The sequence below is a fragment of the Paenibacillus glycanilyticus genome (genome assembly GCF_030161375.1).
GTDB classification, from domain to species: domain Bacteria; phylum Bacillota; class Bacilli; order Paenibacillales; family Paenibacillaceae; genus Pristimantibacillus; species Pristimantibacillus glycanilyticus_B.
The window spans coordinates 37,112-49,945 of record NZ_BSSQ01000028.1; the positions used below are offsets into that span (position 1 = coordinate 37,112).

Consider the following 12,834-nt stretch of genomic DNA (forward strand, 5'->3'; position numbering starts at 1 on the left):
GCTGTTCCTCTTACATAGGTTAATGGATTACAGCATCTCCCTTAACAAGCGCGTTTGCCATATGGCCGAAATCGACCGCGACCTTCCCGGTTGCGCGGGCAAGCTCTTCCGTAATGATAACGGCGGCAATTCCAGCGGAGACAAGGGCAATGTCAAAATCATATTGACGGGCAATCATAATTACCCTGTCTGCATCGCGAGCGCCGTTAACGGGAGCTACCATTCCGGCTAGCGAAATCCCATGCTGCGCAAGAACTGCAGCTAGCGGCTCAGCCATGTTGCCGATGAGTAGAACTTTCCGATTCCGCAGGACCGGCAGGAGGCAACCCGATTGACATAAGCTGTAATTAATAAGAGAGTCCGTCCATTGCCGTTCCTGGAACGAGATGCCGTACGCACGGAATACTGGCGAGACGAGCAGCTGGTAATTCGGCATTCTGGTCCTCGGAATGCCTACTATGTCCGCCTTTGCAACCGCCTCTGCCAGACGGTTACGAATATCCAGATCCGGCACCTTTACGCCGGCATACTCCAGAAACTTGCCTTCCCGTCTGACGACGTCAACCGGCATAACGGTTTCTTGAGCTAATGTAAGAAGCTCCCCATCCCCTAGCCGGACGATGGATAAAGGCTTGCGCTCATCCAGGGCATGAAGGATATGATCTCTGACTTGCTCCGCAATCAATAGAGAAACAGCGTGTTCATGGTACATGCTTACCCCTGTAGCGATAATCTGCTTCAGCGAAAGATCGGGAAATATCATATGGGGGGGAAGCAGTTCGTCGATCATTTGCTCTCCGCCGGCATACTTCCCATCCTGATATCCTTTATCGTACCCGGCCTGAAAATTTTCCTGCGGATGGGATTCAGGCTGAACGCGTTCGTAATCCATTGCCGTATCCGCAATAGCCGGTATTGCATCAACCGGGAGCTGCGGTGCCTTTTTGACTACTTGGCGTTTCCGGTATACCGTTCTCTTCCGCTTACGTTGTTTTTTGCCTTTTGTCTTCTTACGAGGCGCCCGAATGTTCATGACGTTCCCCCTTGTTGTCTTCTCCAGCTAGTTGGATAGGATCAATGCCCCATTTCTGTATGAACAACTCCCTGTTTCGGGCAAGAATGGGCTCCAGGTCTTCTTTGGCATAACTGCCAAAGGAAGCACTGCCATGATGATAGATAAACACGTCTTTGGCAATCATGACTTTATATCCTGCGCGCCAGGCGCGGTAACAATAGTCGTCATCTTCGAAATGCCCGGGCGAGAATTGTTCATCAAGCATGCCGATCTTCTGGAGCAATGCGCGGGAGAACAGCATACAGAAGCCGATAATGCGATTGACCTTCTCCATCTTCCCGTCTTGCGTCACCCTTAATTGCGCCGCAAACTCATCGTATCGCCCGGACATTGCAATCTGCTGTCTGCCGCTTGCATAGTTGGTCATCGGACCCACTATTCCCATCCAAGGATCAGCCTCATAAGCCCGATGCAATCGGCTAAGCCACTCCGACGTCACCAGCACATCATTATTAAGCAGAAGCAGCCGTTCTCCTCTTGCCAATCGAAGGCCCCAGTTGCATGCCGCCGGAAATCCGGTATTCGCTGGCAGAGAAATTGTAATAATACGTTGTTGCTTCAAATAGTCCAGCGTGCCGTCCGTTGAGCCGTTGTCTATGACAATGAGCTCATAGCTTTCCTTCGTGTGCTTCCGAATGGAACCAATCGTATCTCTCAGCATAGGGAGAGCGTTATAAGTGGGGATGATAATGCTGGTTAGCATCCTTCACACGATCCCTTCTGCGCAGATGATCGATATATTTAAGGCGAGGGTTCTCCTCCTTCATCGACCACCCCAGCGCTTCCAGATGATCTCCCATAATGAGCTTGGAGATGGGATTGCTCAGCCCGACATTGTCTGTCCGGTGCCGATTTTTCGTAAACACGTTAACGCTGCCGCCAATGCCGATCTTCAAACCTCGTTGCATGGCGATGGCTTGGGCTTTGGGCGGAACCGCCAAATTGGCTGAGCCAATGGCTTCAATTGCCTTGCGGGTGAGCGCATGCGGCACGGCGGTCATGGAATTGACAGACAGGTCTTCGCGGCGATTAGAGCGATTCAGAAAATATTTCATAATCGTCACTTCATCCCAATCCGCGAACTTCCCTACATACCGGGATAAATCATTAAGCACGACGTCTACTCCGCGGCTTGCCGCCCGTACAAAAGGAACCAGCTGTTCGGCGGCTACGGGTATATCGGCATCCACGAACAGGACGATGTCGGATGTCGTTATTTTTGCTCCGATTGCCCTCCCGACATCATGCCCCAAAGCTTCGTTATAGTTCAGCACAATCGCTTTACCGCTCGTTCTTGCCAGCGTCAGGCTCGCATCCGTGGAGCCGTTCACCACTACTATCATTTCGTTCAGGGGCATTCGCTCCAGCTCCCGTAAAGCGGAACTAATGGACTGCTCTTCATTCATGGCCATTACGACTGCCGCAACCTTCTTATTGACCGGCAACAGCACCCAATCAGAATGTATCTCTTCCGGGTGAACAGAAGCGAAACCATCTATAAATGCTTTCATTGCCGTTTTATAATTTGCGGCGTTAGTCAATCTGCTTAAGCTGCTCTCATTCACCCAAAGGTCCTGAACGAGCTGCCGAACATCGGCTCCTTCAGCCACCTGAACTTGCTCGCCCGCTTTTCTTCCGAGTCGCCAAGCGAGCATGGAGGGTTTCGATTTAGAACTTGAGCTAGAGTTAGACCTTGGCTTGGAGTTAGTGGCCGTCCCTCCCCTACGCGGCTTGCGGGAGATCGTCCGGGACTGGCCAACGCTCGCGGGCAACCGCCGCCGTTGCCGATTAGACGCCAGTTTAATAGAATTGGCGTTTTTTCTTTTTCTGGCGAGGCTCCTCATTTCGTACACCTCAATATCCGTTTAATGTCTTTCTATGACAGATGACGATCTATTACGATTGCCTCTCACATTGTATGTACGGACAATAGGTTCGCAACGGCTTATGTACGGCCATGTGCTTTATAAATGTGTATTTCTCCTGCACGTTTGTCCCTGACCTCTCATAGCAGACGAACATAAAATATCTCAATTCTTGTGCTTCTATAACGATAGATGGGGAGTTGACATATGGATTGGAAGTTTTATAGGCCAGTATTCGCAGTTGACCACGCGCCAGAGATGCCGGCAGGAATGATGACCGAAGGAGCATGGTCTGGCCATCGCCGCTTCGCCTACGATTTGGTTCGGTTCGCGAAGCCAAAAGTCATAGTTGAGCTAGGCACCTTATACGGGACTTCATTCTTCAGCTTCTGTCAGGCGATTAAAGACGAGGGACTATCGACGTCCTGTTATGCCGTTGATACTTGGCAAGGCGATCCTCATACCGGCATGTACGGCACGATTAACGACGGGATCTACCAGGCAGTAAGTTCCGTCAAAAAGAGAGAATTCCCAGCCGTCGGAACTTTGCTTCGACATACCTTTGATGAAGCGCTGCCCCTGTTTCCCAAGGAATCCATTGATATTCTGCACATCGACGGTTATCACGCTTATGAAGCTGTCTTGCACGATTACGCAAGCTGGCTGCCAAAGTTAGCGCCTAAAGGAGTCGTTCTTTTTCACGATACGGCTGTGAAAGTGTTGGACTTTGGCGTACACCTCTTGTGGGATCAGCTTAGCGCGATCCATCCGCACATGAGGTTTCATCATTCAAATGGCTTGGGCGTGTTGTTCCCGAAAGGCGTAAGCGATGAATTTCAGAATGTTCTCGCAGGCCAAGAGAAGCTCATACTCCGATACGCAAGAGGCTGATTATGAAACTGAAATATACGATACCCACTGACAGCTATAAGAAGACGAGAGATTGGGTTCAAACCTATCCCTCTAGCGCGAGGGAAGATCTCTACAAAGTGATCTATCCCGCCGAAACGATTCAATTGCCAGCTCCGCGAAGCGTCGATCCCCACCGATGGGTGGCTGATTGCGCATATGATGAAGCTTTTGTCGCAACGATTCCTGGTGGACGGCTGATGACCAGCCACATGTACGTCGTAACGCCGGATAACAAACGACTTGCCGATCTGGAATTATTTGATCCCGGGTACGAGAAATTGGTCCTTTCGGAGCCCGATTGGGTTGCCGGCACGGTAGCCTCCTTATTCTGGGGATGGAATTTCCCTATACCGGCTAGCCACGGCACTCATACCGTATTTGGACACTGGTTCTTCGACATCCTGCCCCGCATTCACCTTCTGAAGGAAAGCGGAATCGCGATAGATAAATATGTGCTGCCCAAGCTGAACCTTCCGTTTCAATACGAATCCTTGAAGCTGCTGGGCATACCGATGAACAAAGTCATTCAAGTGGATAAGCCGGACTTTCACCTGCAAGCCGACAAGCTGGTTGTATCCGCCGTTCCGCTTATGATCGGCAAATGTCCGCCATGGGCTTCGCATTATATGGCTGACCAGCTTAAGAACAACAGAAAGATTCGCAAACGGCAAGGTTATGAGAGGATTTATATTACGCGGGAGGATGCAACGGCCCGCTACGTCGCTAACGAAGATGAAGTGTTGCGTTATTTAAAGCTAAGAGGATTCCGGAAAATCGTGCTTACCCCTATGTCCACGGAGGACAAAATTGAAGTGTTCGCTTCGGCAAAGATCATTGTAGCCCCATTCGGGAGCGGCAGCATCAACGTTGCCTTCTGCGATCCGGGAGCATCCCTTATCGAGCTGGCCCCCGTCTCCTTCGTAGACAATTACTTCTGGAAGTTATGCTGTCACGCAGGTCTAGATTATTACGAGCTCTTATGCCAGGTCGAACCGAAAGCACATGTTGGCGCAGACAACATCATTGTTGATATCGGCAAGCTGGATCACTATTTGCGGTTAAACGGTATCGATGCTTAATCGGATCTTATATAAACAGGAGGATAAGGCATGAATATCCTGATTTGGTCTAATCAGTTCTCTATTGGTGGGGGAATGAGACTGCTGTACAATCTGACCTCCGCCATCGCCCGCCAGCCGGGCGTAGAGCGGGTCAGACTAGTCGTGGCACCAAATTCGCAGCTTAGAAATTACGTGGAGCTGCAAAAAACCGGAAATATTGAAATCTGCTATAGCAACAATCCGATTAACCATCCAACAAGCAGCCATTTGCTCGCGAATATGAACGTGGTTTACTTTTTCTGGCCGCATACCGAGCAGTACCAAGCTATTGACCGTCCTACCGTTTGTACGTTCCATGACACGACCATCTTCGACTTTGTACCGCCGTTTATGAAAGGCGATGAATTGTCGTTCCACTGGCGGCTGTCGAAGAAATGGATCGACCATACGTCTTCCGTCGTTGTCTCTTCCCAACATGTGAAAAACAGGCTGATCGCCCATTTCGGCAACCGTTCCGAGCAAGCTTTTGTCATCCCTCATGCCATAACGCCAATTGCCAAAGTATATAACCGAAAAGTATCGCCTGAGCTTGGAGCCCGAATTCCATCCGACTATATCATTTATCCGTCCAATACTTCTCCGCATAAAAACCATAACAATCTGCTGATGGGCTTTGCAAAGTCCAAGTACAAAAGAAAATACCCGTTACTGTTAACCGGGTATCTAACCGACAAATTGCGTATTCCGTTCCCTGACAGCACTTCGGAAGTCAACTGGATTCCAACGCTTGTATCTACAATGAAACGTACCGGACTTCTGCTGGACCGGCAAGTGTATCCGCTAGGATTCGTTGGCGATCATGATATTCCCGCTCTTATCAAAAACGCCAAAGCACTCATTATGCCAAGTCTCTCGGAAGGGGGCGGCAGCTATCCGGTTGAAGAAGCGCTGCGGTTAGGCACGCCGGTGCTCTGTTCGGATATTCCGGTTATGCGGGAGCATCTCTCCAGACACAGCGCCAAGATTGCCTGGTTTGACCCTCATAACCCGGATTCCATTGCCAAAGCTTTGGATAATTTGTTTGATGACTACGACACGTACAAATTATCTGCTTTGCATGGCATTCATGACGAAACGCAAACCTGGGACGACATTGCCAAACAGTATATTGAAGTATTCCGCCTTACCTTCTGGCGCTATTACGGAAAGATTCTTTATTAGGCTTATATCTTCCCGATAATGGTCGCGTAATCGAGAGCCACGTCCGCCCAGCTCCTCTGCAGAAGTCCGCTTGCAGCGGCCTTCTGCACGGGAACGACCGACTTCCCTTGCAAATAAAGCCTGCTGATCGAACCGGCCATTTCCTCCGGATTATAAGGATCAAACGTCGCAAAATTGCTCATATCCGGAATAACCTCTTGCACGATTGGCAGCCGGCCATAGGACACGGGCGTATCCATCAGCAGCGACTCCACAATCGGGAACGGACAACTGCCTTCGAACAGGGTAGGCACGACGACTCCGTCGGCATATTTGTATAGAGACGGCAAATCGGTAGACGGGATCCGGCCCATAAATATAATGGAAGCTCGAATATTCGGATCCTCAATCGCATTTAACGCAGCTGTAATTTCCTGCTGCCTTGGCCGATTAATTAGGTCATCCGTAAACACGAGTTTGAGCCCGGATGCTCTGCCCAGATCGCTAAGCCGGAAACGGTTGAAAGCATCAATCAGGCGCTCATGGTTCTTATGAAGCCGGATAACCGACGGGAACGTGATGTAGGGTCCGTACAAATTGAATTTGCGTCGGAATTCCAGTTCCGGTTTGTAACCAAATGTGGAGTATTCTTCATGAGGCGCCGCAAACCGGACCACTTCGGTCTGATGCACCGGCAGGTTAAGGAAAGTAAGGCCTTCGTGATTTCGGATAAATTCCGAGTCAAATACAACGATGGCTGCGTTCCTTGTAATGTTTGCCGCCAAAGAATGAATGTACTGGAAATGGTCCATGTCCTTTGCGTACAAATCCGGAAAATGCATATAGACAAGGTCATGCAGACAGACGATATACGGACGATGCAAGTATTGCGCCAGCCCCATGCCGATATAAGGGACGATCCATATATCTGCCGGTATGCTCCTGTTAATTGTCTGCATGCTGTCAGAATGGTAAATATGCAAGCGCGTCTGATTAGCTGCTTTCAGAGGAGCAAATATCGTTTCGGTCTCTTTGAGATTGGCGTTAGTCGTCGCAACATGCAGATTATAGCCATTCGGCAGACTTAACAACCCTTCGGACAACCGGACGATAAACCGGCCGATTCCTTCGCCGTCCATCGAGATTTGGGCTCCAAAGCATAAGAAAATCCCGATATTTACGTTACCTGAACCTCTCGCCCCTCCCGTTGCTCTTATAATCGGCGCCGGCGGATTGGCTGCTCGCAGCAAGTTTTGCGCTTCCTCCGACATGATGAGACGTGCCACCAGCCCTGATTTGGATACTCCGTAATGTACGGCCATCACATCGTGATTGACGTTTGACTCATCCGGTTCGCGTCCCAACAATTGAACATAAATACCGTGGATATAATCAAGCGTATGCGCAGGGTAAAGCGATTGAAGGATATACGCCGAAGTATTCCGGTCTCCGGAAGGTTTCCTCGTGAAGACCAGCTCTGCTTCTCCGCTTTGCAGAATGGATGCCACAGCTTGGGCTCTGCTCATCGCGCCCGTATCCAGTTTTCCTTTGAAATCGTAGAATCCGAAGGGATCGGGCTCTCTTTGCAGCAATTGGCGGTAAAGCTCCCATAAAAAGTCTTCGTTATCCAACTTGAAAATAAAATGGAGCCAGTCGATCATCCGGCCCCCTTCTGCCAGACTTCCCCTGATTCTTGTGTTATTGGCTCTTAACCGGGCGATATCCCCCGGAGGTATGGTAAGGGCGTCTGATACGGGAAGTTCCGGAGCTGATTCCCGCTTTTTCTTTCGACCTCTAGATTTTTTACCGCGGAGACGTTTCCGGCCCTTTTTCCCGGATAATTTCTTCGGTTTGCCATTCTTGCGGCGTTTACTTCGTGTAGTTCGGCTCCGCAAGGTGCGTTTGACCGACTTGCGTTTCTTCTTCCGCTTCATTGATGCCTGGCCTCCCATCACTATTCCTCTGTAGATAGAGTATTGTCACGGTTTGAAAAAGCAACGGCAGACGCCCTAGCCCTCTGGGGATTTCAACCATATTTGCTGAAATAGACGCCTGTCTAGAAGGATTTGAGACCTTTTAGATGAGCTTGAATATGATGGAATATGCAAAAAGGAGTCGATTGTGTTGTTTCATCATGCCTTGCCGAACAAGACGGTAATCATTGGTGCCGGCGGTCACGCCAAAGTCATTGTTGATATTTTGCTGCATGATCCGCATGTCGAACTAGTCGGTTGTATCGGTCATGATCCAAATGCCAACGTGCTTGGACTACGGGTTTTGGGCGGTGACGAGCTGCTTCCGGAGCTGCTCGCCCAAGGAGTCCGTCATGCTTTTGTTGCGATTGGCAACAATGCCCGGCGACACGCTCTTTGCAAGCAAGCGGAAGCTCTCGGGTTCGAGCTGATCAATGCCGTAAGTCCACGCGCTTATTTGGCTACCGGCGTCACACTCTGCCAAGGAGTAGCGGTTATGCCGGGAAGCATTATACAGCCGGATACCCGGATCGGGTCATACAGCATCATTAATACGGGAGCTACCGTTGACCATGACGGAAATATCGGCACTGCCTGCCACATTGCGCCGGGCTGCCATTTATCCGGCAACGTCACCGTTGGCGATGAATCATTCCTTGGAACAGGCGTATCGGTCATTGACGGCATGCACATTGGAGAGGGATGCATGATTGGAGCAGGAGCAGCCGTCATTCGGCCCATTCCTTCCTATTCGCTCGCCGTTGGCGTACCTGCTGTTGTCAAACGGACATTACTTCAGAAATAAAGGTAACTCGGAGGGAGGCATCATACGTGGACAACAAATTTTATCCGGTTGCCGTACCCGTATTTAACGGAAACGAAAAGAAATACGTCATGGATTGCATCGACTCTACTTGGATCTCCTCGGCCGGAAAATATATTAACGCGTTTGAAGAACAATTCGCCGCTTATTGCGGTACCAAATATGCCATCTCCTGCAGCAACGGCACTACCGCCTTGCATCTGGCTTTGATGGCTTTTGGCGTGGGGCCAGGCGATGAGGTGATTGTTCCGACCGTCACCTTTATCGCTACGGCTAATGCAGTCGTGTATTGCGGAGCAAAACCCGTCTTCGTGGATTGCGAACCGGAAACCTGGAATCTGGACCCGGACAAAATCGAAGAGTTGATTACGCCTCGCACGAAAGGCATAATCCCGGTTCATCTATACGGTCACCCGGCCGATATGGATGCCATTGCGGCGATCGCGAAGAAACACGGATTATTTGTACTGGAAGATGCCGCTGAAGCGCTTGGCGCGCAGTACAAAGGGAAACGGACCGGTTCGCTAGGCGATATCGCCACCTTCAGCCTGTTCGGCAACAAGATCATTACGACCGGTGAAGGCGGCATGATTACGACCGATGACGAGCAGTTGGCCAACACGATGCGTACCCTACGCGGCCAAGGCATAGATCCTGTACGCAAATATTGGTTCCCCGTTATCGGATACAACTACCGGCTAACGAATCTGCAAGCCGCAGTGGGCTGTGCCCAGCTGGAAAACGTGGATTGGCATATTAGCGAACGGAAGAGAGTGGCCGGACTCTATCGCGAGAATTTGAAAGATGAGCCTTCTCTTACGCTGCCGGTCGAGATGCCTTGGGCGAACAACGTCTACTGGATGTATAGCGTAGTGCTCAATGGAGCGGACGAAGCCAAACGCAACGAAGTAATGGCGTTGTTGAAGGATGACGGGATCGAAACGCGGCCATTCTTCTATCCGATGCACGTGCTTCCACCCTATGCCGGATTCCAGCCGGATGAGCAGTTTCCCGTTGCCAATCGCATTACCGCGCAAGGCTTTAACGTCCCTACTTACGGCGGTCTAACCGAGCAGGATATCAAGCATATTTGCGACCGGATTAAAGCTATAGTCCGCGGATTGTAAGGTTTGAAATAAAGTTAAAAAGCCCGTCTGCTCCTTATAGGATTAGCAGACGGGCTTTCGTTATTGAATAAAAAATAAATAGATAAATACGAGATAGATAAGCAAGCTCCCTATGTATTTGACTGGAGATAAATGACCGCCCTCTTGCAGGGTTGGATTGCCCGGCAATCCGCTTAGAATAACAGCACTGTTCTGTTCATCACTATCGTATACAAGATCAACCATCAGCGGCGGCTCCGAATCGGTAGAATCCATATACGCTTTATACAGGTTGTTGTCATCCCCATAATAGGAATAGGTATGTCGTTTGATGTTCGTATATCCTACTCTAAACATCGTTGGTTCACTGCTGACATATCTTGCACGACCGAGCTTACTATTTTTAAGAACTCTAATCTGGCGGTAAGCTTTGATCCAGGAATTCACAAGAAAGAGGAGAAAAAGCAAAGCTAAAATTCCAAAAATCAGCTGCATTTTCCATTCGCTGCGAAACGAAAGCAATGATATCGTGCTAAACACGATAAAAAAGATGAGAAAAACCTGTGTGAATTGGTAATTCCCGACGAAAAACATTTTGAAACGAAGAGAAAACGGGATTATTCGATTGGGCATCCGGAAGGACTCCTTTATGCTGTGGTCAACTTAAACTTAAGACATAGACGATAATGCTGCTCTATCTCACATTGTCGTTTCTAAGTCCAGACGCCATTCGTTGCACCGCATAAAACTCCCTTTCGGGTACTCGAATTCACACTCACCGATAATCGAGAAGTTATTCTTCTTGCAAATTGCGTTTGACGCAAGATTGTCGACGGATGGGAATGCGTAAACAAACCTATGCTTCTGCTCCGACTTGGCACTGGATATAGCTGCTGCGATCGCCGCAACGGCTATGCCTTTTCCTTGAAACGGTGGTAATACACTCCAACCCATTTCATACACGGTCTCACCGTGGTGGAGTGTTTCCCAATATCCGATGCCGCCAACCACTTCGAGACTCGGGAGCAACACAATGCTGCACATACGTCCAGTCCCCGCTTTGTTGACCTTCAGATATCGCTTATGGCGTGCAATGAGCTGCTCCTCGGTTTCTGGTCCCCCTAAGTGCTTTGTCATTTCCGGGTCATATGTACGACGTAGTAATTCCATGTTGGCATCTTCATCTGCCCAAGACTCAATACGTATCTGAATTAAAGGTTGTTGATTGGCCATATCTTTCACTCCATTTCTCTCTTCATCACACAAGAACATATGTCCCCATTATATCCATTAAGAAAAAATTGGCAATGATCTTTGTGCAAAACTTTCCGATAGCGCCAGAGAAAGTCATTTTCTGACGATCGCGGGCAGCCAGCACACATACTTGGTCGTTGCTGACGCCCTGGTATTTGGCTTTTCCGCCGCGTTTACGCGGCTTGCGTTCAGTGATGTTCCTTCTGACCTTTTCGGAGTATAGGAAGTAAGTCTCGTCCATTTCGACGATGCCTTGGAACGCTTCGGTTGGGATCTGCTTCAATGCATTAGTCAGGTCATTAAAAGTTTGAAGGCAAGATTTACAGCGGTAACTCCAAGCTTGATGTTACCTTTACTATAGAACAAACGTTCGCATAATTCAAAATATCAACATTGAGGTTTAACATAGCCAAACTTAAAAAAGCTGCCTCCGCTGAGACAGCTCTAATTACGCATACTTGCCGATTAAGGTTTCATAATCGAGACAATCTCGTCGAGCAAACGGTCGAGCGTAATCGGATCATCATAGTTGAATTTGCTATCCAGCGTATACACATGATTTTCTTTCACGGCAGGAATGGACTTCCACAATCCGCTATTGGTCAACGTCGTTTGTCTGGCGGAAGTCTCTTTGCTACTGTCCGTCAACAGAAACACGTACGAGCCCATGTAATCAGGCAATACTTCATCCGATACGTCAATAAATCTTTCATTGTCGCTCACGAGTTTATCTACGCCTTTGGCAGGAGTAAAACCTAATTGACTAAACAAAGTCGTATTGAGTCCCTTATTCCCCATGATGTACATGTCGGGACCAAGCAGCAGCAGAGAAGTCGCCGTATCGCCCTCTTTAATCCCTAATTTTGTTTTGGTCGCTTGCACTTTCTCCTCGTATTTCGCAAACCATTCGTCATACTCTTTTGTCTTGCCGAGCAAATCCGCCAGATGGCTTACCCGCTCTTTGGTCAGGAAAGTTCCATCCAGTCCAATGACTACCGTTGGAGCAATCTTGCTCAAAGCCGCCAATCCTTCTTCATCCCAGTCGTCAAAAATGATCAGGTCAGGCTGCAAGGCAAGTATTTTCTCGGAAGAATACGGATATCCCACGTCCGTGATACCTTCAATCAGATCCGGATACGCAACTTGACTTGCGATGACGCTAAGCGTTGCTCCCGCAGGCGTTACTCCAAGCGCGAGCAGATCGCCCGGATTACTGCCTACATAAACAATTTTCTGAGGATTCGTTGGGACTTCCACTTCATTGCCTTTGTAATCTTTATAGATTTTAGTAGCGCCCTCCTGCTGTGCAGCCGCTGATTCGCTTGGTGCCGGCGCATTGCCCGCTTCTCCCGCACTCGAAGATGTGTTGGCATTCCCGCATGCCGCAACAAATAAAGTCAAAAATAAAATAGCGAATAATAGCTTTTTCATGTCTCTCTCCCGTTCTCCCTGTTTATGTATTCAATAATGATAATCATTATCATAATGAGATTATAGTGAAAGTCTACTAATCAGGCAATAGGGAATGTACAAATAAACGGGTACTCTCTTCCAAAACAAAAAGC

General features: G+C 49.0%; 12 protein-coding genes and 1 pseudogene. 5 read left to right on the top strand and 8 right to left on the bottom strand.

Going from position 1 to position 12,834, the window contains the following annotated elements; all coding sequences use genetic code 11:
• Positions 1–19: 19 nt before the first annotated feature.
• The 3 genes from QQK89_RS27775 to QQK89_RS27785 are packed head-to-tail and all read right to left on the bottom strand — an operon-like array spanning position 20 to position 2,685.
• On the bottom strand, positions 20–1,033 hold the full coding sequence (locus tag QQK89_RS27775; RefSeq protein WP_284242016.1) for a GT-D fold domain-containing protein: 1,014 nt from the start codon (positions 1,031–1,033) through the stop codon (positions 20–22).
• A complete protein-coding gene (locus tag QQK89_RS27780) occupies positions 1,011–1,778 on the bottom strand; it encodes a glycosyltransferase family 2 protein (protein WP_284242017.1) in 768 nt (255 codons plus the stop codon). The genes QQK89_RS27775 and QQK89_RS27780 overlap by 23 nt, the downstream gene beginning before the upstream one ends.
• On the bottom strand, positions 1,747–2,685 hold the full coding sequence (locus QQK89_RS27785; protein WP_284242018.1) for a glycosyltransferase family 2 protein: 939 nt from the start codon (positions 2,683–2,685) through the stop codon (positions 1,747–1,749). Before QQK89_RS27785 ends, QQK89_RS27780 begins: the two co-directional genes overlap by 32 nt.
• Before the next feature lie 462 nt (positions 2,686–3,147).
• Here QQK89_RS27785 and QQK89_RS27790 point away from each other — a divergent pair, with 462 nt between their 5' ends.
• Genes QQK89_RS27790 through QQK89_RS27800 form a run of 3 tightly spaced genes read left to right on the top strand, consistent with a single transcriptional unit; the run spans position 3,148 to position 6,134 of the window.
• Positions 3,148–3,831: a class I SAM-dependent methyltransferase gene (locus QQK89_RS27790; RefSeq protein WP_284242019.1), complete on the top strand. Its 684-nt coding sequence runs from the start codon at positions 3,148–3,150 to the stop codon at positions 3,829–3,831.
• Between the two features lie 2 nt (positions 3,832–3,833).
• Positions 3,834–4,931, top strand: a complete 1,098-nt coding sequence (locus tag QQK89_RS27795; protein ID WP_284242020.1) for a glycosyltransferase family 61 protein — start codon at positions 3,834–3,836, stop codon at positions 4,929–4,931.
• 30 nt (positions 4,932–4,961) lie between these two features.
• Positions 4,962–6,134, top strand: a complete 1,173-nt coding sequence (locus tag QQK89_RS27800; RefSeq protein WP_284242021.1) for a glycosyltransferase family 4 protein — start codon at positions 4,962–4,964, stop codon at positions 6,132–6,134.
• 2 nt (positions 6,135–6,136) lie between these two features.
• On the opposite strand, the gene QQK89_RS27805 is transcribed toward QQK89_RS27800, so the two are convergent.
• Positions 6,137–8,047: a DUF4214 domain-containing protein gene (locus QQK89_RS27805; RefSeq protein WP_284242022.1), complete on the bottom strand. Its 1,911-nt coding sequence runs from the start codon at positions 8,045–8,047 to the stop codon at positions 6,137–6,139.
• Positions 8,048–8,237: 190 nt separating this feature from the next.
• Here QQK89_RS27805 and QQK89_RS27810 point away from each other — a divergent pair, with 190 nt between their 5' ends.
• Positions 8,238–8,891, top strand: coding sequence for an acetyltransferase (locus QQK89_RS27810; protein ID WP_284242023.1), 654 nt, complete (start codon positions 8,238–8,240; stop codon positions 8,889–8,891).
• A 26-nt stretch (positions 8,892–8,917) separates the two neighbouring features.
• Positions 8,918–10,036 (top strand): DegT/DnrJ/EryC1/StrS family aminotransferase, encoded by a 1,119-nt coding sequence (locus tag QQK89_RS27815; RefSeq protein ID WP_284242024.1) that lies wholly within the window; start codon positions 8,918–8,920, stop codon positions 10,034–10,036.
• 60 nt (positions 10,037–10,096) lie between these two features.
• Here the strand turns inward: QQK89_RS27815 and QQK89_RS27820 are convergent, their stop codons facing one another.
• From QQK89_RS27820 to QQK89_RS27835, 4 genes and pseudogenes are all read right to left on the bottom strand, one after another.
• Positions 10,097–10,648 (bottom strand): hypothetical protein, encoded by a 552-nt coding sequence (locus QQK89_RS27820; RefSeq protein WP_284242025.1) that lies wholly within the window; start codon positions 10,646–10,648, stop codon positions 10,097–10,099.
• Positions 10,649–10,714: 66 nt separating this feature from the next.
• Entirely contained in the window at positions 10,715–11,248 is a 534-nt protein-coding gene (locus QQK89_RS27825; RefSeq protein WP_284242026.1) for a GNAT family N-acetyltransferase, read from the bottom strand.
• A 94-nt stretch (positions 11,249–11,342) separates the two neighbouring features.
• Positions 11,343–11,600 (bottom strand): annotated as a pseudogene (locus QQK89_RS27830) (IS1595 family transposase); the annotation flags it as partial.
• A 134-nt stretch (positions 11,601–11,734) separates the two neighbouring features.
• On the bottom strand, positions 11,735–12,700 hold the full coding sequence (locus QQK89_RS27835; RefSeq protein WP_284242027.1) for an ABC transporter substrate-binding protein: 966 nt from the start codon (positions 12,698–12,700) through the stop codon (positions 11,735–11,737).
• Positions 12,701–12,834: the final 134 nt, after the last annotated feature.

Coding starts and splice junctions, on each gene's coding strand:
- QQK89_RS27795 (WP_284242020.1), top strand. CDS start 3,834: ATGAAACTGAAATATACGATACCCACTGACAGCTATAAGAAGACGAGA.
- QQK89_RS27780 (WP_284242017.1), bottom strand. CDS start 1,778: ATGCTAACCAGCATTATCATCCCCACTTATAACGCTCTCCCTATGCTG.
- QQK89_RS27800 (WP_284242021.1), top strand. CDS start 4,962: ATGAATATCCTGATTTGGTCTAATCAGTTCTCTATTGGTGGGGGAATG.
- QQK89_RS27775 (WP_284242016.1), bottom strand. CDS start 1,033: ATGAACATTCGGGCGCCTCGTAAGAAGACAAAAGGCAAAAAACAACGT.
- QQK89_RS27825 (WP_284242026.1), bottom strand. CDS start 11,248: ATGGCCAATCAACAACCTTTAATTCAGATACGTATTGAGTCTTGGGCA.
- QQK89_RS27835 (WP_284242027.1), bottom strand. CDS start 12,700: ATGAAAAAGCTATTATTCGCTATTTTATTTTTGACTTTATTTGTTGCG.
- QQK89_RS27805 (WP_284242022.1), bottom strand. CDS start 8,047: ATGAAGCGGAAGAAGAAACGCAAGTCGGTCAAACGCACCTTGCGGAGC.
- QQK89_RS27790 (WP_284242019.1), top strand. CDS start 3,148: ATGGATTGGAAGTTTTATAGGCCAGTATTCGCAGTTGACCACGCGCCA.
- QQK89_RS27820 (WP_284242025.1), bottom strand. CDS start 10,648: ATGCCCAATCGAATAATCCCGTTTTCTCTTCGTTTCAAAATGTTTTTC.